The sequence below is a fragment of the Mycobacteroides sp. H001 genome, assembly GCF_001440005.1.
GTDB lineage: Bacteria > Actinomycetota > Actinomycetes > Mycobacteriales > Mycobacteriaceae > Mycobacterium > Mycobacterium gwanakae.
The window spans coordinates 1-21,617 of record NZ_LJYH01000037.1 but is presented as its reverse complement, the minus strand read 5'-3'; the positions used below and the strand labels follow the sequence as shown (position 1 = coordinate 21,617).

Below are 21,617 nucleotides of genomic sequence, written 5' to 3'. Positions count from 1 at the left end.
TGCCGACGTCGCCGAGCCGGTACTACGGCTGATCTACGAGGGCGGCCCGGACAAGTCGACGTCGGCAAGCGCCAACCCCAGTCAACACCCCGGACGTCCCTATCAAACCGACCCTCAACTGACCAAAGGAATTATTGATGTATAGGCGGCCTGATCGGCCTCAATGTGCTGCAGCTCTGGCGACCATCCTGGTCCTCGTGATGGGTCTGGTCGGATGCGGCTCAAGTTCCACCCCGGCTAGCGGATCGGTGCCCGACACCATTCGGGTGGCCCTGCTGCCCGATGAGAACGCCGCCGAAGTGATCAACAAGAATCAACCGCTCAAGACCTACCTTGAAAGCAAGTTGGGACACAAGGTGGAGTTGGTGGTCACCACTGACTACTCCTCGATGATCGAAGCGATGGCTCACGGCCGACTCGAACTGGCCTACTTCGGGCCCCTGTCGTACGTGCTCGCCAAAGAGAAGGCCGATATCGAACCCTTCGCCGCCTTGACCGAAGTGAAGGGCCAGCCGCCGACGTACCGCGCGGTCTTTGTGGCCAACCCGGCATCCGGAATCAAAAACCTCAAGGACGTGGCCGGGAAGACCGTCGCGTGGGGGGACCCGGCAAGCACGTCCAGCCACCTGATTCCGAAAGCCATGCTAGCCGATGCTGGCCTGAGAGTGGACCGCGGAGACTATCAGGAGCAGCACGTCGGGGCCCACGACGCCGTCGCTTTGGCGGTGCAGAACGGCAACGCGCAAGCTGGTGGGTTAAGCAAACCCATCTACGAGCAACTCGTCAAGAACGGCACCATCGACCCAAGCAAAGTGGTGGTGATCGCCGAATCCAATCCCTACCCGAACTATCCGTGGACCGTACGGTCGAGCCTGCCCGAAGACTTCAAGAACAACGTGCGTGCAGCCTTTCTCGGACTCGACGACAAATCAGTGCTCAAACCGTTCAAGGGCGCAGGGTTTGCCCCCGTTAAGGACCAGGACTACGACGTCGTACGTCAACTCGCCCCGCTCCTGAACATTAACCTCGCCGAGTTCAGCCGGTGAACCGCGTCTTATCACCTCCGGCCGCGGGGGATGAGCACGATCGATTCGATTCCGTATCGCGCAGAACGCGAGTCGGCTGGGGCCGCGTATTCGGTGAGGTGAGTGCGGTGATCATCCTTATCGTGCTGTGCGCCTACGCCGTCGGGCTGCTCGACGCGGGTCGGATGGCCGCCGGCATGGTCGACATCGTCGACCTGCTGACCCAGTCGTGGCCTCCTGATTTCACCGATCTCGATTCGTGGTGGCATCCGCTGTGGGACTCACTGTCGATGAGCGTGGCGGCGACCGCGCTCGCGATCCTCTTATCGGTACCGATAGCTCTGCTCGGCGCTCGCAACACCTCACCGCACCCGGCCGTGTACTGGGCGGCGCGCATGATGCTTAACACCCTCCGATCGGTGCCGGAACTGATCATAGCGATCGTGTTCGTGGCCGCCGTAGGTTTCGGTGCACTTCCTGGTGCGCTCGCGCTGGGCATCCATTCGGCCGGAATGGTCGGGAAGTTCTTCGCAGAGGCCATCGAACACGCCGACCAAGCCCCGATCGAGGCGGCGCGCGCGGTCGGCGCCACGCCACCGCAGGTGATCTTGCACGGCGTGCTGTCTCAGGTGTTACCCCAGATGGCCGACGTGACTATCTACCGGTGGGAATACAACTTCCGCGCCTCGGTCGTCGTCGGGGTCGTCGGCGCCGGTGGAATCGGGTTCGAGTTGATCGCTGCACTGCGTACCCTGCAGTACCACAAGGTCGCCGCCATCCTCCTCCTTATCTTGGCGACCGTCACAGTCGTTGACGGTTTCGGCGGATTTCTCCGAAGGCGGTTCGCGTGAATACACATCAACGACGTCCGCTCGTCGTGCTCAGCCACCGCGTGCATCCGCAGGTCATCACGCTGCTCAGCCAACGCTGCGAAGTGATACCCAATCAGCACGAGGACAGCCTTCCCGCCGCCGAGCTCCAGCGGCGCGCCGCGAACGCCGACGCGTTAATGGTCTTCATGCCCGACCGGATCGATGCCGACTTCCTCGACGCTTGCCCGCGACTACGCGTGATCGCCGGTGCGCTGAAGGGCGACGACAACATTGACCTTGAGGCATGCACCTCCCGCGGGATCTGGATGACCCGTGTCGAGGACCTGCTCACCGACCCCACTGCCGAACTTGCCGTTGGACTCCTCATCGGCCTAGCGCGCAACGTAGCACCTGGAGACCGCCGCGTCCGCGCCGGATTTCCCGGATGGCGTCCCGTGCTTTATGGGCAATCCCTCATCGGGGCGACGATCGGCATCATCGGTGCAGGCGCCGTCGGGCGAGCGGTCGCCCGGCTGCTTCGTGGATTCGACGCCCGCCTGCGCTACAGCGATCCCGCACCTGTGCCGGCAGCAGTCGCCGATTTCCTGGGACTTGAACAGGTGACGCTGACAGAGCTGCTGACATCCAGCGATGCCGTCATCGTCTGTGCCCCACTCGGGCCGGACACCATGCACTTGCTCGACCGCGCCGCCCTGGCGTCAATGCGGGCAGGTGCACTCCTGGTCAACGTAGGGCGCGGGTCGGTGGTGTGTGAAGACGTCGTTGCCGAGCTGCTGCGCCTCGGCCATTTAGGCGGATACGCTGCTGACGTGTTCGAGTTCGAGGACTACTCTCGCCCCGAACGGCCAGGACATCCCCACCCTGGGCTCATCGGCCAGCCGGAAAAAACGCTGTTTACCCCTCACCTCGGCTCAGCCGTCGACGCGGCGCGGCTCGCGATCGAACAACGCGCAGCTACCTCAATCCTGCAGGCGCTGGCCGGCGATGTGCCCGAGGGCGCTGCCAATAGCGTCCACCAAGGATCGGCCATTATGCCCTTGCCGAGAGAATGACGCCGCCCGCCGACGGCGCCGAACCCGAGCAGACCGCCACCCGGATGCCGATGTACTTGGTTGTGGCCGAAACACTTGCAGCACAGATCGCTGATATGCACGTCGGCACCCGTCTCCCTCCCGAGGACAAGCTTGCCCGCCAATTGGGTGTGAGCCGCCTTACTGCCCGCGCCGCGCTGGCGGAGCTAGAAAGCCGCTATCTGGTACTTCGGCGACAGGGATCAGGAACCTTTGTCTCTCGTCGCATCGACTACACCATCTCGCGAGACAACCCACCCAGCTGGAGCGCCAGCGTCCGCAATGCCGGCCGCACCCCAGCTATCCGCACCACATCGTGGCGGCTCGACAAGCCACCCGTCGAAGTGCGGCGGCGCATGCGGATCGACGCTCGCCGCCAACTGCTCGCCGTGTCCCGCGATCGCTATGTCGATGACGAACTCGTCGGCTTCGCCGACTCATGGCTCGACCCCGAACTCCTGCCCGACCTGCCGCAAACGCTTGATACGACAGCCTCGCTGCACGACGTGCTCGACCGGCATTACCGCCTCGAGCCCGTCCGGGGCTGGTTCGGCGTCGCAATAGATCCAGCCCCACCCGAGGTCGCCCGCCACCTCCGATTACATGGACACCCCCCGGTCATTGCGATCCGAAGCCGAACCGACGCCGCCGCACGCGGCCACCGCCCAGTGGAACTCACCATCTCCTGGCTGCGTGCGGACATCTTCCGCGTCGACGTCGACTTCGACACCAACCCGTAAAGACCGTTGATGCTAGCGACGGCGACCATAGGCATGGGTGGTTAGAGGCTGAGGTCATAGCCCTGCTCTTGGTCGCGGTGTCGGCTGCGATCCAGGCCGAGGTGCCGATCTAATTCCCGATCACGTTGTGTGCGTTGGGTTTTCTGGTAGGCACTGCGCCGTTGGGTGAGCGCCTTATGGTGTTCGGCTACAAGGGCGGCGACCATCTCGGGCAGCAGGTGGGTGGGGGTGGTGGCGGCGATCTGGTGTGCGGTGCGGGCGGTTTCGTCATGGGCGATGACCTGTCGTAGCGCCCGGGCGGCTTGGGTGGGGGTGCCGCGGCGCGCCAGATGCACCCCCTCCACCTCGGCAGCCTGGTCACTGTGGTGGGCGTGGTCGGCCTCGGCCGGGTCGCGGGGGTAGAGGTAGGCGTGGTTGGCGTCGCGGCCGCGGGTGAGGGCGACGTAGGCCAGGTTGCGGCTGGCGGTGTCGGCCAGCACCGCATGGGTGGTATCGGCGGTGACGCCTTGGGCGGCGTGCACGGTGACCGCATGCCCGAGCTGCACCTGCTCACGGAGGTAGTCGTCGCTGAAGACCGCCCACGCCCCGTCGCCCAGGCGACGGGCGGCCAGGCGCGGATGCGCGGGGGTGTCGTCGACTTTGACCACCTGCCAGCGTTGCCCGTTACGCACCGGCGCCTCCAACAACTGTTGGGTGCGGTCTTCGGGTTGGTAGACGGTGATCGTGGGGTCGTTGCGGCGGGTGACGATGATGTCGCCGACCCCGATGTGGTGGCCACGCGGCCCGGGCACCGTCGTGGTGTCCCGGCCCGCGGCGGCACGCTGGGCGACGGTGTGGTCGTGGACGCGGCGGTTGAGCGCATCACACATCTCGATGGTGTCTGCCAGCAGCAACGCATCCTTGCCCGCGGCGAGATCCTTCTGGTGGGCGGCCAGGGCGTCAGCGGCCATGGTGACCTGATCCCCGGCGTGCAGCCGGTCATGGTCGCGATACCAGCTGATCGCGCGGCGCACGGGGGCGGGCCCGCCGTCCCGCACCGCCAACGACGCCGTCCGTTCGGCCGGGTCCTGCATGCGCCACACTTCGGAGAGGCGTTGGGTCCAGGGCAGCTCCTCGCAGAGTTGGGCGAACATGCCGCCGCGGGCTTTGACCGGTTCGAGTTGGTGGGCATCCCCGACCAGCACGGTTTTCGTCCCGGACTGCGTGGTGTGGGTGAGCAGGTGTCGCCAGTGGTCGGTGCCGACCATGCCGGCTTCGTCGACCACGACGACGTCGAACGGACCGAGCTGCAGCCGGCCGTCGGCGAGGCGGCCCAGGGCGTCGTGCACGGTGTAGCCCTCGCTGGCCACCCCTTCGGCCAGGGCGACATCGACGGCTTTGCCGGTGGGGGCAAGCACAATCATCCGCGCCTTCTGGCGGCGCTCGATGATGGTGCGCAACGCCCGCATCGACGTCGTCTTCCCCGCACCCGCCGGCGCGCTCAACGGCATCACCAACTGAGGGCTGGCCGCAATCGCCGTGACTACCTGGTGCTGCTGATCCGACAACCCCAGGGCGGCGGCGGTGTGCTCGTCGGGGCGCACCCAGGCCATGGCGCGCAGGTTGGTGGCGTCGACGAGGTCGAACACCCGGCGTTCCTCAGCCACGATCACATCGACGGTGTAGCGCGCGGATCCTTCGCGCTGATGCGCCAACCGCGGCCCTGTCAGCCGCATCCCGACCGCATCCACGCACGCTTCGATGAGCTGACGCGGCAACCCCGCACCCACACCGCCAGCGCTGTCGAAACCGGCCGCGTCGGCGCTCATCAGGGGCAGTTGAGCGCCGATGACTTCGACCAGATCCGCCCGCGTTAACGCGGCTTTGTCGGCGCGGGCCGCCATCGCCGCCACCGCGCGCCGATCCACCACCAGCGCACCGCGTGACAGGCGCGCTGCGGCATCCCGCGCCGCCTGCAGGCGCGCTTCCCGCGCCTGCTGTTGGGCGGGGCGCGACACCCGCAAGCCACGCGCGTCGGCGCGCCACTGCTCCCGCAGTTCGGTCCACGACAGCGACTCGGGTTTGCGCGGTCGGGTGGCTTTCTGCGCAGCCGCCAACTGCGCCTGTGACAACTCCGCCGCGGTGTCGACGACGGTCAAATTGTTCGCCGCCCACTCGCGTAGCTGAGTGCTTCGTTTCGACCACGCGGCGATCGTTGTGGGGTCAATTCCGGCGATCTCGGCCATCCCCGTGCGGGCGTCGACCGGGCCCCATTCGATCCCGGCGAGGCGGTGCAGTTCGTGGCGCAGGGTGGCCTGATAGATGATCCCGGCAGCCCTGGCTTCGTGGAACAAACTGGTGCCGTCAATCGACACCAGCCGGCCATCGGCGCGGGCTTGGCGGTTGGGCACCAACACGTGGGTGTGCAGGTGCGGATCGCCCGCCCGGGAGGTCTCATGCTGGTAGGCCGCGGCCACCAAACCGGGCAGTTTCTGCAGGTCTTTGTCGCCGGTGACGGGGTTGTGCACCCGGGTGTAACCGGCATGCGCCGCCAAGTATTCGAGCGCTTCGGCGATCGCGGTCTGATGCGCCGCGGAGACCGCTTTGTCGATGACGTCATCGCCAAAAACCCGCACCAACGACACACTCTTGGGCGCGCAAAACGTCAAATCAAACCCATGCACCCCGCCCGTGCCGTGCGCGCGTCCGCACTCCCCACTGGGGGCGACGCCGGCATCGAGCCAGCGCGCCACCACGTCGGGATCGGCATCCCCACCGGAGCGTTCACCCTCGGCTAAACCCACCAGTTCCGCGGCCACCCGGGAGTCGCCGGCGCACGCCCATACCGGTGTGCGGGTGTCGCGTTCGGCGTAATACTCCGCCAACCCCCCATTCGCCTTCTGGCGGTCTTTGAGGGCGTCGTCGACCGCCCGGGCGGTGTCGTTGTAATAGTTCACCGACCACAACGACAACTTCGCCACCGTCAACACTCAGACCACCCCCACACACTCAGGGGCGCCCGCCGACCACCAGGCGTAGGAGACAACCGACGGACGCCACCACCAGCCTCGCACAACTTGTGCAAATGTGCCGTCAGTATGGACGACGTGAAATTGGTTAGGTTGGTGTAGGGGTAAGAGGTGGGGATCGTTGGCGGTGCTTGCCAGGAATGGGGGTGTCAGGGTGGGGCGGATACCGGTAGAAACGAGGGTGCTGACGGAGTTGCTACGAGTGCTGGAAATGCAGGGAGATAGCGTCGGCCTGGCCGCGCTAATGGGCTACCTCGCCGAGGGTGTCAACGCCACCGTGCAACCGCCGGTGCGACCGTGGGACATCGCCACCGTCGCATCCGAGACGCCACCTCATGCCAGCGGCCGGATGTGGCCCTGCCCGAGGACTCCGGGACCATCACCCTCACCGCTCCCCTGAGCCGCTGCTCGTTGGGGCATCGAGGAGGCTGGATCTCGTTCGTGGTTAGGTTCGCTAACTGATGGCAAGTGGGCAGCCCGAGCGAGTGCACGCAGTGTGCGGTCGGGACGTTCGATCGCGGGACGGTGCGGGCGGTCGCGGAGGACGCGGCGGATCTCCTGTTGGGCGGCGGTGATGCGGGCCCGCTGGGCGGCCGTCGGTGGTGCGGGTGGGGGCTCCTGGTCGAGGCTGCCGGCGGCGTAGCCGCCGGCCTTGCTCGGGTGCTGTACGGGTGACCAGTCGAGTCGGCGCAGGCGGCTGAATAGGAACGCGCCGGGGTTGGTGATGTGATCGGGCCAGGTCGCGCCGCGGGTGCGCATGTCGGCGTTGAGGGCGTCGGTGATGGCGCGTGCTGTCCACACCGTGGGGTCGACGCCGGCGGCGGTCAGCGCATCGCAGATCGTGCCGATGTGGCCGCGATGCAGCCCGTGAGTCGCGGCGACCAGGGCCGCGGCTAGGCGCTGGAGGGTCAGCGGCCGGGGAACGCTCGGTCTGGGCGGTGATGGGCAACGGGTTTTGAATCCCTTTCGCTGATCCTCATGGGCGGGCGCGCTTGCGCGCCCGCTTGGTGAGTTACTCCCTACGGGAGAAAAAGACCTAACACCGCCTGACGGCGGTAGGTGGAAATCATGCACAGGATCGTGCACAGGACGACGGCGTGTAGGGCGGGCGTCGCGGCGGGGCACCAGGTGGTACACCGAGGGTCTACGGCCGACGCTGGGGGTGCCCGGTGAGCCGTGTCCGCGTTGGGCCTCCACGGCCCATTGGGAGGCCCGTAGGACCCGCCAGGCGGCCGTAATGGTGCGTACGTCACAGCCCACCCGGGCGGCGATGGTGGCACGGGTGACGGCGACGTGGCGGCCGGTGGCGTGATCGGCGTGCTCGGCCATCACCCCGGCGATCGACAACAGCGTCGTCGCGGTGATCGACACCCGCTGCTCCGTGCACAGCTGGCCCAGGGCCGGCGACTGCGCCCAGCGCTGGAGGCCGTCGAGCCAACTGCTGCGGCTGGTCCACATCGGCGCCCGCGGCCCACACGCGCCGGCGCGCTCGACCCAGCCGCGCCGGCGTTCGTTGGCCAGCGCGCGGACGGCATGCGGTGTGGGCGCGATACCGGCGCCCAGCGGCGCCGGCCACGCACTGCTCACCCGAGCTGATCGGGTGCTGGAGAAGTCACGATTTGCGCACTGATTGCGCGCCATTTCTGGAACGTCAGACAGGCGTGCGCTACCGTGAGAGCTGTCGGTCAAGACAGTCCCTTCGGGGAAATGGGTACGGAAGACCCGGAACCGAGTTCGCAGCTCGGTTTGAACCTCCAGACGTGGCCCCGCCTAAGGCGGGGCCTTCGTCATTCAGCGGGGGTTCCGCACACCAGCTATTCAGATGTCACGTTTGGCCTTACGGCTAAGTCCAGCCAGCAGCCGCGGCGCATACCGGTCACATCGCCAGCGGCAGCTCCTCCCTTGACTTGTGAAGTGCAAGGACAAGCTCGGGATGGCCGACGTGCTCGGCTAGCAGGTCTGCGACGTACTGCCCCATCGGGATACCGAGCTCGGCCGCCCTCTGTTTGACGATGTCGTAGACCACCCGAGGGGGGCGCGTCATGATCTGGGCGCGGTCACCTTTATGCGGTTGAGCCATGAGCAGGACTCTGCCAGCCGGAACAAGCTGTAACTGATAGCGACACGCGGTTTGTGTGGACCTGTGTGACGCGTGTGGTTCACGCGGCCGGGTGGCCTCTCCCCTGCTGTGCGCCCGTCATCGCGGTCATGGTCGTCTGGTGAGAATCGCGATGGCGGCTTGAATGACGACGCCCAGGATGGCGCCGATGACGCGTCCGGTATCTCCGATGGTGAGCTTGGATTCCGGGTTGCGGGCGTGGATGCGATCAGCGAGGACGCAGACCGTCACGACGGTAGCCACGACTCCGAGGATGGCGACGATCCACACGGCCAGGTCAGTTCCGCTCATAGTTGATGCTCTTTCTCTGGTTGGTCGGGAAAGCGGCTCCCGGAGCGGGGCGTGAGAGCTCCGCTCTTTTCTTCTGGGCGGAACTGGGCTGTTTTCCACGGCACTGCCGCACCTTTCTCGTCGTGGCAACTCGGTCATTGGTGAAGTACCGGGGCGAGAGCTGTTTTCCGTCGTGCGGTGCGGCAGGTAGTTCTCTGGCACTCATCGGGAGGTATATGCCGGTGGGGTGCAGCGGCGGGGTCGCGAGGTACGGGCCATGAAAGAAGGGGTGCTTGGGGGTGTAGCTTTCACGCCCTCTAATGACCTGCTGGAGGCCGATTTGCCGACAAGACGGGTGGTGACAATTTGGTAACGACTCGCAGAAATACCGGGTCTACGTCGATAGACGTAACGACGTAATAGCGTGTTGACGTATATGCGTCATTGCGCTGTGACGTAAGGTTTGGCCATGCCTACGGTTTCTTTGGTCCACACCAAGGGCGGCGTTGCGAAGACGACGTCGGCGGTGTATCTCGCGACTGCTGCCCATCGCCGCGGTCGCGATGTCGTACTTGTTGATGCCGACCCGCAGGGCTCGGCGCTGGAATGGGCGGCGGCCGCCCAGGATGACCCCTTGCCGTTTCCGGTGGTGCCGGCACGCCGACCCCTGGACGTCAGTGGCCGCCAGGAGTTGACGATCGTGGACACTCCCCCGGGTACGGCGCAGGTTATTCAGGAAGCGATCGAGCTGGCCGATTTGGTCGTGGTGCCCACGGGGGCTTCACCGCTGGATGTCCGCCGGGTATGGCCGACTTTGGAGATCACCGCACACCGCCCCACGGCGGTGCTGCTGACCGGCGTCGATCTACGAACCCGACTAGCCGACGAGGTGAAGACCCTGCTGGAGGACGAGGGCGTGCCGGTGATCGAAACGCGGATTGTCCGCCGTGAGGGCATCCGCCGGGCGTTCGGGTCTACACCGAATCACCTGTACGGCTACGACGACGTGTTCGACGAGCTGATGGGGGCATTGGTTCATGTCTGACTTGACTTCGAAGATGGCCGCACGAGTGAAGACAGAACCCGCCAAGCGGGCGGCTGAGGCGTTCCGCTCCCCCACTGACGATATGCAGCGCGCCACCGTTTATCTGCCACGCGCGACGGTGCGCGGACTGAAGCAGGCTGCACTGGACCGGGACACGAGCATGAGCAAAATCCTCACCGACCTGGCCGATCGGTGGTTAGCCCAGAACGCAAAGACGTAAGAACGTAAATGCGTCATTACGTCCTTACGTTAACAACTTCATGCCCCCAGCCGGGATCGTCCTGGCGGGCGATTGCGTGCCCGCCAGTTAGCGTCTGTTTCTATGCGAGTGGGTGTGTACATCGATGGTTTCAACCTGTACTACGGCGGCAAGTTCATCTGCGGATCTGGCACGGCCGGCTGGCGATGGCTTGACCTGCGCGCCTTGGCGACGCGGCTGATGGCCAACCAATCGGCTTGGAGCGGTGCGACCGTTGAACGCATCGTGTACTGCACTGCGCGTATCTCAGGAGCTGACAACCGCGTCGGCAGTCGAGAACAGGACGCCTACCTCGCCGCTTTGACCCGCGCCGCTGTCGTGGATCACATCGAAGAGGGCAACTACGTCAACCGCGTCACCTCCGCGCCCCTGGCCACCAAAGACCGACGCGGGCGTCCGGTTCTCACCACCCCAGCTTGGCCGGTAACCATTAAAGATGGTGCCGGGCAGAATGCCCCCGACGCGCGGTTCTTCGTTTCTGTTGCCCGGCGCGAGGAGAAGGGCTCCGATGTAAATGTGGCCGCCCACCTGCTGCTGGACATCCTCGAAAACCGCATCGACGCCGCGCTGGTGATCAGCAACGACAGCGACCTGAAATTTCCTGTCCAGGCCGCACGTGACCGCGTCCCGGTCGGCACCATCAACCCGACCAAAAACCAGACCGCAGGAAAGCTGCGGGGGCGACCGTCGGACGGGGTAGGCAACCACTGGTGGTACCAGCTGGTCGCCGCAGATTTCCAGTCCTGCCAACTCCCGGACCCCGCTGGCGGGGTGTCTAAGCCGCCGCCCTGGTGACCTGCCCGACAGGGGAGGGGAATTGCGTGGACGCAACGCGCGTTGCATAATTGCGGAATACCACCCGTCCCCGGCAGGGGACGGGTTTTTTCTTGCCCAACGTAAGGACGTAATGACGTATATGCGTCGTTACGTCCTTACGTCATGATTGCGTATTGAAGCGCTTTTCCCAGGCTGGGTAGCTGCCGAGGCTACGAAGAAGGGGAGCGGTGAGTGCTGCCACGACCTGGTCGGGGTTTTCGTCGAGGTCGGCTAGTGAGGCTTCGGTTGCTCTCTCGTAGATGTTTTCTGTGTAGACGGGTCCTTTGTCGCCGAAGTTCTGGTCGGCGATGATCCATGACGTCGAGTCGCGTAGGCCATTCATGGAGAGGGCGAACCGCCAACTTCCGGTGTAGCCCCAGCGGTGCGACACTGCAGCGGCCAGGCGGGCAAGCAAGCTGACGTGCCCGATGATCAGTCTTTCGAAGACCAGCGTGAGGTCGGGTGGGGGAGGGGACACGTTGCTGAATGAGCGGGTGGTCACGGCGCGCTCCGATGCCAACACGAGTCGGCCGGACTCATAGAGCACGATCTCGGCGGCGGAGTCCTTGCCGGCGAAGCGTTGCCCGTCGTACATGCCGGTGGTCAACGCGAGGCCAGACGAGCATGTCTTCTCGCGCGCCGACCGGGTCGGCCAGCACGACGAGCAGAGGAGCAGCGTCACCAACGAGTTCGGTACGGATCGAGCGGGCTTCAGCTCGTAGATCGCGGCGGTCCGCCAGGCGCCGGTCTAGGAGGCGTACGACCTCGGGGTTGGGCACCCCCATCGGGGCCAGGCAACCCCTCACCGTCGTCGGCCGTCTCGTCCGTGCTCGTCGTGATTGCCACCCGGTGTGGTCCTCCTCGTGCAAGCGGTCCATACCAAGACTCATATGCAGCGCAACTCGGTAATTCCCCAACACCCTAATGTGATTTAGATCACGCATTTGACCTGGGGAAACGTGCCTGCGGCCTGCATAAGAGCTTACAGAAACAACCGATTCGCGAACCCCTTTAGGAGGTGTCATGATCACCCTGATCGCGCTCACGGTGACGATGTTCTTCATCGCGGCCACCGCCGTCACCATCGCGCTGCGCTGGCCAGCCACCATCACCTGGGTCCACGTCACCGTGGCCGTGGTCGCTCCCATCGCCGCCGAAACGATCAACCTGTTCGTCCGCTGAACTGGCCAAACAGACGGCATAATTGCGCAATACCACCCGTCCCCGGCAGGGGCGGGTTTTTCTTTGCCTTCATGGGCCGCCCCCAGCTCACCGCGGCCTGTGGCGTCGTGACGTAATCACGTACTTACGTTATTACGTCACGACGCACCACTTCATCCAACCTGGGATGCAACGACAGATCAGAAGGTTAGGGGTCGGGCCGTGTCCCGATAACGAAGGTTTTCGGGACGCCGAAGAGCCACCGTCCCGCCTTAGCCTTGGACCATCCTCAGACTGTCAATCGGACGGTTCCTGGTCGCGTGATCTTTCGTGGCACGCCCCATGCTGCCTCTAGAGCCGTACGCGACCTCTCTCAACGCGTCCCTCAAGTCAAGAATGGTCCTGAACAAAGGGCCGCAACCGTGGTCACAAGACACCCGATGAATAAAGGTGAGCTGTCTCGGTCGAGAACACGCTTAGCGGCCCCGTCGGCCCCACAGGATCAGCAGTGTCACCGTCGCGATCACCGCGATCGTCACTAGCAGGATCGTGGAGCCGATGATCACCGCGTGGTGGCTGTACTGCGGTAGCGGGGTCGATGCCACGGCCAGCGAGCCACCGAGTGCGGTGCTCACATCCGCCGGTCCCTGCACCGGCGCGCGGTGCGGCGCATGGTCATCCGCCGCCGAGTTGGACGGCTTTGACGATGAGCAGGATCGCGCCGACGACCAGGTAGCCGCGTAGGGCGAGCATGCCGAGTTTGGTTCCGGCCGACCAGGTGACGGGTTCCAGCAAGGCCAGGGGCGGCATGCGCCACGACATCTTCTCAGGCCCGTCGATCACGGTCACTGGGGCCGGGGCCCTGGGGTTTCGGCGTTGCAACCACTTCAGCACCCCGACCGCGAGGATGGCCAGGATGACGATGCCTGCGGCGAGGTACGCGGTGACGGTCACGACGTCCAAGTCGGGAAATAGGGTGGTGGCCATCAGGATCCCCGACAGCAACAGCAGCACCGCGACGATGAACACCGCGACGACGTTGAGCCAGCGCCGGTTCACCCACGGGCCCAACACCTCCCGGTCGTTGCACAACAACAGCAGGAACACACTCGCACTCGGCAGCAGCAGACCCGCCAGTGCCTGCACCGCAGTGGTGATCAGACCCAACGGCGCACCCGGGATCAGCACGATCCCAGCGGCGGCGGCGACCATCGCGATGTAGGAGACGTAGAACGGTTTGGCGTCGGCAAACCCGCGGTGCAGGGAGTGTTTCAGGCCGAACACGTCGCCGAAGGCGTAGCTGGTGGCCAAGGTCACCGCTGCCGCACCCACGATGGAGGCATCCAGCAGCACGATCGCGAAGACCGGACCCAGCACACTGCTATGCGCCGACAGCAGACGGGCGATGTCTCCGGCGTCGCCGAAGTTGCCCTCACTGCCGGTGGAGCGGGCCGCCCAGTCCGCGGTCATCACCAACGCAGCCGCACCGATGACCACCACGAACGCGCCTATGGTGGTGTCGGCGCGCTCGTAACTGATGAAGCGCGGGGTGATGCGCTTGTCGACGATGTTGGACTGCTGAAAGAACAGCTGCCACGGCGCAACGGTGGTGCCCACGATCGCAATGATCAGCAGCACCGCATCCGAGCTGAGCCCACCCTTGATGCCCGGCACGACGAAGGCCTGTGCGGCCGCCCCCCACTGGGGGTGCGACAGCAGCAGCATCGGGATCTGCAGCAGGGTGATCGCGATGAACACGAACATGGCGCGTTCCCAGCGACGGAAACTGCCCGAGGCCATGATCGCCACCAACGCCACCGCGGCCGTCGGGACGACGATGTACTTCGAGACACCGAAATAGGCGGCGGCCAACGAGACGCCGATGAACTCGGTGACGATGGTCAGGAAGTTCAGCAGGAACAGATCCCCCACGGAGAACCAGCCCCACCCGCGGCCGAAGCGTTCGTTGATCAGCCGGGCATGGCCCACCCCGGTGACCGCTCCGAGGCGGACCACCATCTCCTGGTTGACGATCAGCACCGGGATCAGCAACAGCAGCACCCAGAGAAGGCTGTAGCCGTAGTTTTGGCCGGCCTGGGCGTAGGTGGCGACACCGCCGGCGTCGTTGTCGCCGACCATCACGATGATCCCGGGCCCGAGGATCGCCAACAGTGTCAGCAGCCGGGTCTTGAGCGTGCGGCCCTGATCGCTGTCGCCGACGCTGACCCGGCCGAACGCGCCTTCGATGTCACCGAGATGGGCGCTGTCCAACACCGCCGACGCCTGAGGCGCTGCAGGGGCTGGAGTCGGCTCGGGTCCCGGCGCGCTGGTGGACGCGGCCTGTGGGGTGACATCAGCAGCGGGAGCCTGATCCGGTGCCGTGGGGTCGGTGGTGCCTACCGGCGGGTGGGAGTCAGCCATGACCGGCCCCGTCCTGGGCACCGACGACGTCGCGGATCGGGCGCGGCGCGGGTTCGCGGCGCCGCCAGTCCTCGGGGATGGTGGCCTCCAGGACGTCATCGAAGGTCACCACACCGACCACCCGGTCGCCCTCGTCGACGACGGGGATGGCGACCAGGTTGTAGTCGGCCATCAGCAGGGCGACGTCGGTCAGGTCGGCTTCCGGGGTGACTCGGATCGGGTCGACGTCGAGCAGCTCGGTGATCGGGGTGTGGGGGTCGGATTGCAGCAGCCGGATCACCGAGACCACCCCGACCAGTTCGCCGGCCTCGTTGACCCCGTGCATCTTGAGCAACGCCTCGGGTTGCATCGCCCGGGCGGCAGCGATGATCGAAAGAGCTTGCGCGGCAGTGGCATCCGTCGAACACGACGCCACGTCGACGCTCATCAACCCGCCCGCGGTCGAGGGGTTGAACCCCATCAGCGTGATGACCTTGGTGCGCTGCCCCGCCGGCAGCAGCTCCAGCACCCGGCGACGGCGGGACTGGCGCAGATCGGCGATCGCGTCCGCCGCGTCGTCGGCCCGCATCCGGGCCAATACCCCGGCGACCTCGGTATCAGTCATGTCGCCCAGGATCTTGGTGGCCTTGTCGGGGTCGAGTTCCTCGAAGACGTCGGCCTCCAACTCCGGGTCGGAGTGGAGGCGGTCGAGGATTTCTCCACCCTCGTCTTTGTCGGCGTCCTCCAGCAGGTCCGCGATCTGGGCCGGCTTCAGCTTCGACATCCGCCCGCCCGCGCGCTCCAACACGCTCGCCGTGTGCCCGATGAGCGGTTCGAAGGACTTCCAGTCCCGGCTGGCATGCCCCCCACCGGATTTGATCAACCCGAACAGCCGCGCCGGCCGGCGGGTATCCAGCCGTGCCAGCACCCAGCCCGCCCCGGTGTCCTCGAGCTCGATGTCGTAGGCATGCACCAACTCCGCGGCCGCGACGTCGATGAGCCGGTGATCGAGGACGTCGGTGCGCAACAGAACCTCGCCGTCACGGCGTTCGAACTCGCGCAGATCCACCTTGTTCTTCGACAGATCGACGTGTTCCTGGGTCAGGTCGGTGATCTGCCCGGACGACACGTACACCCGACGGCCGCCGATCCCTACCACCAGGCCGGTGACCGGCGGATACCCCTCGGCACCGCGCAGGCTGACGATGACGTCCTCGACCCGGCCCACCGCGTCACCGGCCTTCGCGACGACCGGACGACCCAGGAGATCGGACAGATGGATCACCGGCCGTGACGCCGTGGGCGCTCCACCATCAGGCGGGACTTCATGCATAGTGACTCTTCCTTCTCGATGAGACGATCGCGGCCGTGCCCGAATGTCGCGGTTCCATATGCGCACGACCACGTGAACACTGGGCGACACCGATCTCGACCACCGTCGGTAGACACCCAAACCTGGGACATGTGGATGGATCGTCCACAGAGGTCGTTAGTCACCGGGCCCTCGATCACGACCCTTACGCCGGGCCGCGTACCGAGGGCTGTAGCCAGTGCGAGATCCCGTAGGGGTCGCGCATCTGGCTACCACGTAGACGGCAAGGAGAAGTGCTGGCCCGATCACGCTGGCCAGTAACCCCAACCCGGCGAGGTGCCCGATCAGCGCGATCAGGCCAATGACGATGTTCGCCAGCGCGGCGACCTCCATGATCAGCACGGCGATCACGACCCGGCGCCGCCGCCTCACGTCGTCAACGGTGGTCTGGCGCTGCTGATCGAGGTCAGTTTCATCGGCGACTTCCGCGCGAAGCAACTCAAGCAGGGCGACCGGGACGTCGGTCGCCACGCTGACATCCCCGACGTCGTCGCCGCGGCGCAGCATCAGCGCCGCCAACCGGACCCGCACGCTGGCGTGGCGATCGTCATCGGCCTCCGGCAGTGGGGCCGTTGATCGCTTGGGAGTCATTCCCAGGTCACCGAGGAACGCCGGGTTCGATCCGGCGGACGCCGCCCGCGGGGGAGTGCGCCGCGTGCGGGACCGTCGTTTCTTGGGCATGTCCTCAGTATGACCAGGTCGGACGGGTCGCAACATCGAGCCATTCCTGTCAATCTCCTGTCGCCACAGGTGCCTATCGGCGGGTACACCTGCTAGACGCGCGGCGGGCCGCCCACCACATCGTCCGGAGGTCCTGGGTTGGGAATTTGGACGGGTAGGGGTGTCGGCCATGTCGGCCATCACCTCGACCAACGCTTGCGGGACGCGGGTTGTGGTGGCGACCACCGCCGGGTCACCACCGTGCCGCAGCATCGCCCGGGCGGTGAGCATCCGGATGGTGGCGGTCAGCGTTCCGTCGGCCCGCTGGCCTGACACCCCTTGCGGCGCAGTTATTTTGGCGGGTTTATCGATCGCGTCGTGCGTCTGATCGTCGTGGGAGTCCATCGGTGGGCCTCCTCGCGCGGCGGCGGGCCGGGGCGGGCCGGGGTCGTGATGCACCCCAGCCCGAACCGGTCAGCCGACGTGCCCACCCAGTGACGCCGTGATCAGCGCGGGCGGGGTGTAGGACGCCAACAGGTACGCCCGCTCCTGCGGGGTCAAATTGCGCCGGACCCACACCCGTCGACACGCCCTGCGGCCCCAGGTGAACCATCCGTGTGCGGCACGGGACGCCATCGACACCACGGGTATGCGAAGACGAGACAGAACAACAACCATGACAAAACTCCTTGACGCAAAGAGAAATTGGGGTGTCGTGGCATCTTTGAGTGTCACGCGGACCTCAAGCAGGCAGCAGCGCCGTAGGGGTGCACCGTCGGAACAATGGTGCACTCGAACAATCAACGACGAGAAGGGCTTTAGGCCTCGATCGACTCAAGCTGGCCACGCAGCGGGAACAACTCCGAACCCGCAGACGGCGGTTTATCGCTGGTACTCAACGGTGTTCCTCACCTCCTCGCAGCCAGGACGCACGCGGGCGTCACATCGAAAGCACACGTGGGGAGGACGTGCGGCACAGTGACCACACCTACACCCCTCTCGTCAGAGCTTCGGCACTGCACGGCGTATCGGGCCACCAGAAAACACTCGGTGCTCGAAGCCACTTGGGCTCAACCCTTAATCCGGGAGGAGCTGTCCTGACCCGGGGCGTCTTTCGACGTTCGGGGTCAGTGGCCTTTATCCGCGCAGACGCCTCACCTAGCGAGGTGCTTGCACCGATCAGTGTGGACCTCCAGACCACAACCCGTCAAGACGAACCAGACGACGCGCGCGTTGACCCCTCGTCCCTCACACCATCGGCTCTGCCGACAAGTAGCGATAGGCGGTCGCCCGTCCAATACCGAAGGCCTTGGCCAGTTCTCGTACGGGTTCGCCAGTAGCAGCGAGTCGGCGGAGTTGTTCTTGCCGTTCTGGGCTAAGCCGTGGTGGCTTGGTAGCAGGCAGGCACCGGGTTCGGCGTGATGCGCGTGATGCAGCTCGGCGTTCACGGCCGAGCTCAAGCTCGAGTTCGGCGAGGGTCGCCATGATCGCCGCTACTGCGCGCCCGGTCGGTGTGGCTGTATCTACGCCTTCACGCAAGGCGCGCAACAGGATTCGTCGCTCTCCGAATTCGGCGATGGTGCGGGTGACTTCGGCGACCGAGCGGCCGAGTCGATCGATGGCGGTGACGACGACGGTGTCACCGGGCCGGGCGTAGGCGAGCAGAGCCGCCAGTCCCGGCCGGTCCGTCTTCGCCGACCCCGAGAGCTTGTCGGTGAACACCCGATCCGGCTCGACGCTGGCGGCGGCGAGCGCAGCGAGTTGGGCGTCGAGGTCTTGGCCTGTGGTGCTGACGCGGGCGTAGCCGAGGATCGTCGTCATGCCAATGACTGTCTCACCACCCTGGACAGCAAAGATGTGAGACACGCGGTGTGAGACAAGAAACGAGACAGCGCGACCTGGGATTACACGGTGGGGGAGTAGCTCTCTGAGGGGTGTCTCTTTTCTTTAGATGCGAGACAGACTAGAGGCTTTTTGAGTAGTCAGAGGTCAGCAGAGGTCGAGTTGAAGGGTGCCACCGCCGCGTAAGCCGTACCGGCCGCGCCCTCGACCGGCGATCGACCAACATGCTGCGGTCGTCGATGGGTGGCTGATCGCCGATCAGCATGCTCCCCGCAAGCAGCGTCACACCGCACGCCGGATCTGGCAGCGCCTGGTCACCGAACACGGTGCGACATGCTCCGAAGTAACCGTGTCACGATACGTCGCCAAACGACGAATCGAGCTGGGCCTGAACAGGATCGAGGTCGCGGTTCCACAGAATCATCTGCCCGGTGCGGAAGCGGAAGTGGATTTCGGAGAGTTCTGGACCCACATCGGCGGCGTGCTGGTCAAATGCTGGATGTTCGTGATGCGGCTGTCCTGCTCGGGCCGGGCCTTCCACGTCGCGTTCACCACCCAGGGGCAGGAGGCGTTCCTGCAGGGACATGTGTTGGCATTCAACCACTTCGGCGGTGACCTTCGGGACACAGGATCTGAGCCGCCCGCAATCTCTAGATGTGATACGGCGGTGCTGTTATCCGTTGTCTCGGAGCCGCTCACGCCATTCGGTACGACTCCATCGGCAAGCCGGCTTCATCTGCAGTCCGATCGCGCATCGCGTACCGAAGATTCGTGTACTTCGCTGAGCCATGTCCGGCGTTGACGGTTTAGGGTCCGGAACAACAAGAGGCCCAGATTAGCTGGCCGAGGGTGGCGGGGCGGTCTGGGGGGATGCTCGCAGGACGGCATGCACCACCGGCCAGGTGGGGGATAAATCTGCGAGCACCAGGTCGGCGCGCATACCCTCGCGCAGCGCACCACGATCGTTAAGGCCTACGCAGACAGCTGGGCCGAGTGTCACCAGCGTGACGGCCTGAGGGAGGGAGAGCAGGCCTTGGCGGGCAAGGTGAACGGCCGCCGCGAGCATGGAGGTGGGCAGATAGTCACTAGCGAGTGCGTGGACAAGTCCGGCGGCTACAAGTTCAGCGGCGGATACGTTGCCGGTGTGTGAGCCACCCTGGACGACGTTAGCAGCTCCCGCCACGACAAATAGGTCGCGGTCACGCGCTGCCTTGGCCGCCTGCATTGTGGTGGGAAACTCTGCGACCAGGCCGCCGCGATCAGCCAGCTCAGCGATATCATTGCCGGTGGCGAGATCGTGACCAAAGAGTCGGATTTGCCCTGCGCGGGCCAGCGTGCTGAGCCAAACCAGCGTCTCGTCGCGCACATCGGCGTACCTCTCGCGCTCGGCCCGCCAGCGGGTGACGTGGCTTGCCGCCTGGGTCTCGCTCATTCCCTCCTGGATCATTAGCCAACGACACATCGTGGCTGGGTCGGCGAACTGACCCAGCCCGGGGGTGTGGTCTTCATGCGACACCACAGGCGCCACGGCGGGCCGTCGCGCCTTATAAGCAACTAACTGCTCCTCGAGAAGGGCGCGTCCCTGCTCACACCGAACGTCAAGCCGGTGCAGCACGCGGTGATCGACGTGGTAGTCGTCGTCACGCTCACACAACGCCGCCGACAGCTCTGACGCGTTCGGGGAGCCGATCGGCATACCGACAATCGAACGTCGCTGAAACGCCAGCCCGTGGAATACGGTCGTGACCCCGCTTGCTCGTAGCCGAGAACCCGTGGAGGCGAGGGCGAACGTAGCGTCGATCTCAGTTCCGGGTCGCGAACGCAGCTCCAGGCCAAGAGCGTCGCTATGGGCATCGACCAACCCCGGTAGCAAAGCTGCCCCACGGCCGTCGAGGTCGTACCTCAAACCGGGCGAGTGCGGGCCGACTTCTGCGATCTTGCCCTCACGAACAACCACATGCGCATCGTCCACGAGCCGTTCCGGCAGAACCGCAATGACGTGCCCAATAACGTAGTCGGGGAGAGGCTGGCCGGGAGTCCAGGCGGTCATGGCAGTACAGCTTTACGCGCTTGGGTTGCCCGAACGTGAAAGCGCTTCACCTGCTCACCAAAGATCGACAGAAGTTCAACATGCGTTCACCACGCCATCTCTCAGATAGGAAAATCCTCTATAACAATTGACTCGAATAATCGAAACCTACTGAGGAATTTTACATTGCTGGAGCTGGCTGAGGTGAGCAAGACCTACCCCCGCGGCGTGCAGGCGCTGTCCCCCACCTCGCTGGAGATCCAACCCGGCGAGGTCACCGTTTTACTCGGACCGTCGGGAGCCGGGAAGTCCACGCTATTGCGCTGCATGAACATGCTGGTGAGACCGACGACGGGCACGGTGAGAGCCGACGGACTGCCGGCGCTGGACTCACGTCGGGCACTGCGCGAGCATCGCCGGCAGACGGGCATGGTCTTTCAACAGCACCAGCTGATCCTGCGCTATACCGCGCTGCGTAATGTCCTGCTGGGCAGGGTGGGCTACCACCATCTACTTCGCGGGTTTCTACCGGCTCGTCGAGGCGACCTAGACATCGCACTGAAGGCCCTAGACCAAGTGGGATTGCTCGACAGGTCGTTGGAGCGAGCAGACCATCTCAGCGGCGGCGAGCAACAACGGGTCGGTATCGCCCGCGCGCTTGCTCAGCAGCCCCGCCTAATTCTGGCCGACGAGCCGGTCGCCAGCCTCGACCCTGGCACCGCCCAGCGGGTCATGACTCTGCTGCGGCGGGTGTGCACACAGAACGGCATCACCTTGGTAGCCAGCCTGCATCAGGTTGAGCTCGCGCTGCAGCACGCTGACAGGATCGTCGGCCTCGCCCACGGCGAGATTGTGTATGACGGCCCACCTGCCGACGTCGCCGAGCCGGTACTACGGCTGATCTACGAGGGCGGCCCGGACAAGTCGACGTCGGCAAGCGCCAACCCCAGTCAACACCCCGGACGTCC

General features: G+C 65.3%; 22 protein-coding genes and 1 riboswitch. Of the genes, 10 read left to right on the top strand and 12 right to left on the bottom strand.

The features are described from left to right. Nucleotides 1-137 precede the first annotated feature (137 nt). From phnD to AOT83_RS18425, 4 genes are read left to right on the top strand one after another with little or no spacing between them, the layout of a single operon-like run. Complete coding sequence (gene phnD / locus AOT83_RS18440) at nucleotides 138-1,046, top strand: phosphate/phosphite/phosphonate ABC transporter substrate-binding protein (protein ID WP_057979825.1); 909 nt, start codon at nucleotides 138-140, stop codon at nucleotides 1,044-1,046. Then, nucleotides 1,043-1,876 carry a phosphonate ABC transporter, permease protein PhnE gene (gene phnE, locus AOT83_RS18435; RefSeq protein ID WP_057979824.1) on the top strand — a complete coding sequence of 278 codons (834 nt, stop codon included), beginning with the start codon at nucleotides 1,043-1,045 and terminating at the stop codon, nucleotides 1,874-1,876. Before phnD ends, phnE begins: the two co-directional genes overlap by 4 nt. Next, a complete protein-coding gene (locus AOT83_RS18430; protein WP_057979823.1) occupies nucleotides 1,873-2,910 on the top strand; it encodes a phosphonate dehydrogenase in 1,038 nt (345 codons plus the stop codon). The genes phnE and AOT83_RS18430 overlap by 4 nt, the downstream gene beginning before the upstream one ends. Next, entirely contained in the window at nucleotides 2,907-3,668 is a 762-nt protein-coding gene (locus AOT83_RS18425) for a GntR family transcriptional regulator (protein ID WP_237159633.1), read from the top strand. Before AOT83_RS18430 ends, AOT83_RS18425 begins: the two co-directional genes overlap by 4 nt. Before the next feature lie 41 nt (nucleotides 3,669-3,709). Here AOT83_RS18425 and mobF read toward each other — a convergent pair whose 3' ends face one another. From mobF to AOT83_RS18405, 4 genes are all read right to left on the bottom strand, one after another. Beyond that, entirely contained in the window at nucleotides 3,710-6,637 is a 2,928-nt protein-coding gene (mobF, locus tag AOT83_RS18420) for a MobF family relaxase (RefSeq protein WP_057980039.1), read from the bottom strand. A gap of 372 nt (nucleotides 6,638-7,009) precedes the next feature. Next, entirely contained in the window at nucleotides 7,010-8,263 is a 1,254-nt protein-coding gene (locus AOT83_RS18415; RefSeq protein ID WP_198530425.1) for a rep protein, read from the bottom strand. Between the two features lie 289 nt (nucleotides 8,264-8,552). Then, a complete protein-coding gene (locus tag AOT83_RS18410; RefSeq protein ID WP_240488008.1) occupies nucleotides 8,553-8,720 on the bottom strand; it encodes a toxin-antitoxin system in 168 nt (55 codons plus the stop codon). A gap of 162 nt (nucleotides 8,721-8,882) precedes the next feature. Continuing rightward, nucleotides 8,883-9,086, bottom strand: coding sequence for a hypothetical protein (locus AOT83_RS18405; protein WP_036349794.1), 204 nt, complete (start codon nucleotides 9,084-9,086; stop codon nucleotides 8,883-8,885). Between the two features lie 448 nt (nucleotides 9,087-9,534). Here AOT83_RS18405 and AOT83_RS18400 point away from each other — a divergent pair, with 448 nt between their 5' ends. From AOT83_RS18400 to AOT83_RS18390, 3 genes are all read left to right on the top strand, one after another. Next, a complete protein-coding gene (locus AOT83_RS18400; RefSeq protein WP_036349799.1) occupies nucleotides 9,535-10,110 on the top strand; it encodes a ParA family protein in 576 nt (191 codons plus the stop codon). Further along, on the top strand, nucleotides 10,103-10,330 hold the full coding sequence (locus tag AOT83_RS18395; RefSeq protein WP_036349802.1) for a hypothetical protein: 228 nt from the start codon (nucleotides 10,103-10,105) through the stop codon (nucleotides 10,328-10,330). The genes AOT83_RS18400 and AOT83_RS18395 overlap by 8 nt, the downstream gene beginning before the upstream one ends. Before the next feature lie 102 nt (nucleotides 10,331-10,432). Continuing rightward, complete coding sequence (locus AOT83_RS18390) at nucleotides 10,433-11,164, top strand: NYN domain-containing protein (RefSeq protein WP_036349805.1); 732 nt, start codon at nucleotides 10,433-10,435, stop codon at nucleotides 11,162-11,164. Nucleotides 11,165-11,306: 142 nt separating this feature from the next. Here AOT83_RS18390 and AOT83_RS18385 read toward each other — a convergent pair whose 3' ends face one another. Next, nucleotides 11,307-11,867 (bottom strand): hypothetical protein, encoded by a 561-nt coding sequence (locus tag AOT83_RS18385; RefSeq protein ID WP_237752826.1) that lies wholly within the window; start codon nucleotides 11,865-11,867, stop codon nucleotides 11,307-11,309. 341 nt (nucleotides 11,868-12,208) lie between these two features. On the opposite strand from AOT83_RS18385, the gene AOT83_RS27895 reads away from it, so the two are divergent. Beyond that, nucleotides 12,209-12,367: a hypothetical protein gene (locus AOT83_RS27895; RefSeq protein WP_157838307.1), complete on the top strand. Its 159-nt coding sequence runs from the start codon at nucleotides 12,209-12,211 to the stop codon at nucleotides 12,365-12,367. A gap of 455 nt (nucleotides 12,368-12,822) precedes the next feature. On the opposite strand, the gene AOT83_RS27890 is transcribed toward AOT83_RS27895, so the two are convergent. The 6 genes from AOT83_RS27890 to AOT83_RS18365 all read right to left on the bottom strand — a co-directional run bounded on the left by AOT83_RS27890 (nucleotide 12,823) and on the right by AOT83_RS18365 (nucleotide 18,599). Next, nucleotides 12,823-12,981 carry a hypothetical protein gene (locus AOT83_RS27890; protein ID WP_157838308.1) on the bottom strand — a complete coding sequence of 53 codons (159 nt, stop codon included), beginning with the start codon at nucleotides 12,979-12,981 and terminating at the stop codon, nucleotides 12,823-12,825. Nucleotides 12,982-13,021: 40 nt separating this feature from the next. Further along, a complete protein-coding gene (locus tag AOT83_RS18380; protein WP_036349808.1) occupies nucleotides 13,022-14,620 on the bottom strand; it encodes an Nramp family divalent metal transporter in 1,599 nt (532 codons plus the stop codon). A gap of 139 nt (nucleotides 14,621-14,759) precedes the next feature. Continuing rightward, on the bottom strand, nucleotides 14,760-16,079 hold the full coding sequence (locus tag AOT83_RS18375; protein WP_036349811.1) for a CBS domain-containing protein: 1,320 nt from the start codon (nucleotides 16,077-16,079) through the stop codon (nucleotides 14,760-14,762). A 156-nt stretch (nucleotides 16,080-16,235) separates the two neighbouring features. Continuing rightward, nucleotides 16,236-17,183, bottom strand: a complete 948-nt coding sequence (locus tag AOT83_RS18370; RefSeq protein WP_057979830.1) for a hypothetical protein — start codon at nucleotides 17,181-17,183, stop codon at nucleotides 16,236-16,238. Nucleotides 17,184-17,252: 69 nt separating this feature from the next. Further along, nucleotides 17,253-17,456, bottom strand: coding sequence for a hypothetical protein (locus AOT83_RS27645; RefSeq protein WP_057979829.1), 204 nt, complete (start codon nucleotides 17,454-17,456; stop codon nucleotides 17,253-17,255). A 309-nt stretch (nucleotides 17,457-17,765) separates the two neighbouring features. Then, a riboswitch (M-box (ykoK) riboswitch) is annotated at nucleotides 17,766-17,951 on the bottom strand. A 75-nt stretch (nucleotides 17,952-18,026) separates the two neighbouring features. Continuing rightward, entirely contained in the window at nucleotides 18,027-18,599 is a 573-nt protein-coding gene (locus AOT83_RS18365) for a recombinase family protein (RefSeq protein ID WP_036349816.1), read from the bottom strand. Nucleotides 18,600-18,789: 190 nt separating this feature from the next. Here AOT83_RS18365 and AOT83_RS18360 point away from each other — a divergent pair, with 190 nt between their 5' ends. Next, entirely contained in the window at nucleotides 18,790-19,422 is a 633-nt protein-coding gene (locus tag AOT83_RS18360; protein WP_057979828.1) for a transposase, read from the top strand. 33 nt (nucleotides 19,423-19,455) lie between these two features. Here the strand turns inward: AOT83_RS18360 and AOT83_RS18355 are convergent, their stop codons facing one another. Then, nucleotides 19,456-20,670 carry an alpha-D-ribose 1-methylphosphonate 5-triphosphate diphosphatase gene (locus tag AOT83_RS18355; RefSeq protein WP_057979827.1) on the bottom strand — a complete coding sequence of 405 codons (1,215 nt, stop codon included), beginning with the start codon at nucleotides 20,668-20,670 and terminating at the stop codon, nucleotides 19,456-19,458. Between the two features lie 165 nt (nucleotides 20,671-20,835). On the opposite strand from AOT83_RS18355, the gene phnC reads away from it, so the two are divergent. Further along, nucleotides 20,836-21,617 (top strand): phosphonate ABC transporter ATP-binding protein (gene phnC, locus AOT83_RS18350; protein WP_057980037.1); only part of this gene is annotated, 782 nt, incomplete at its 3' end.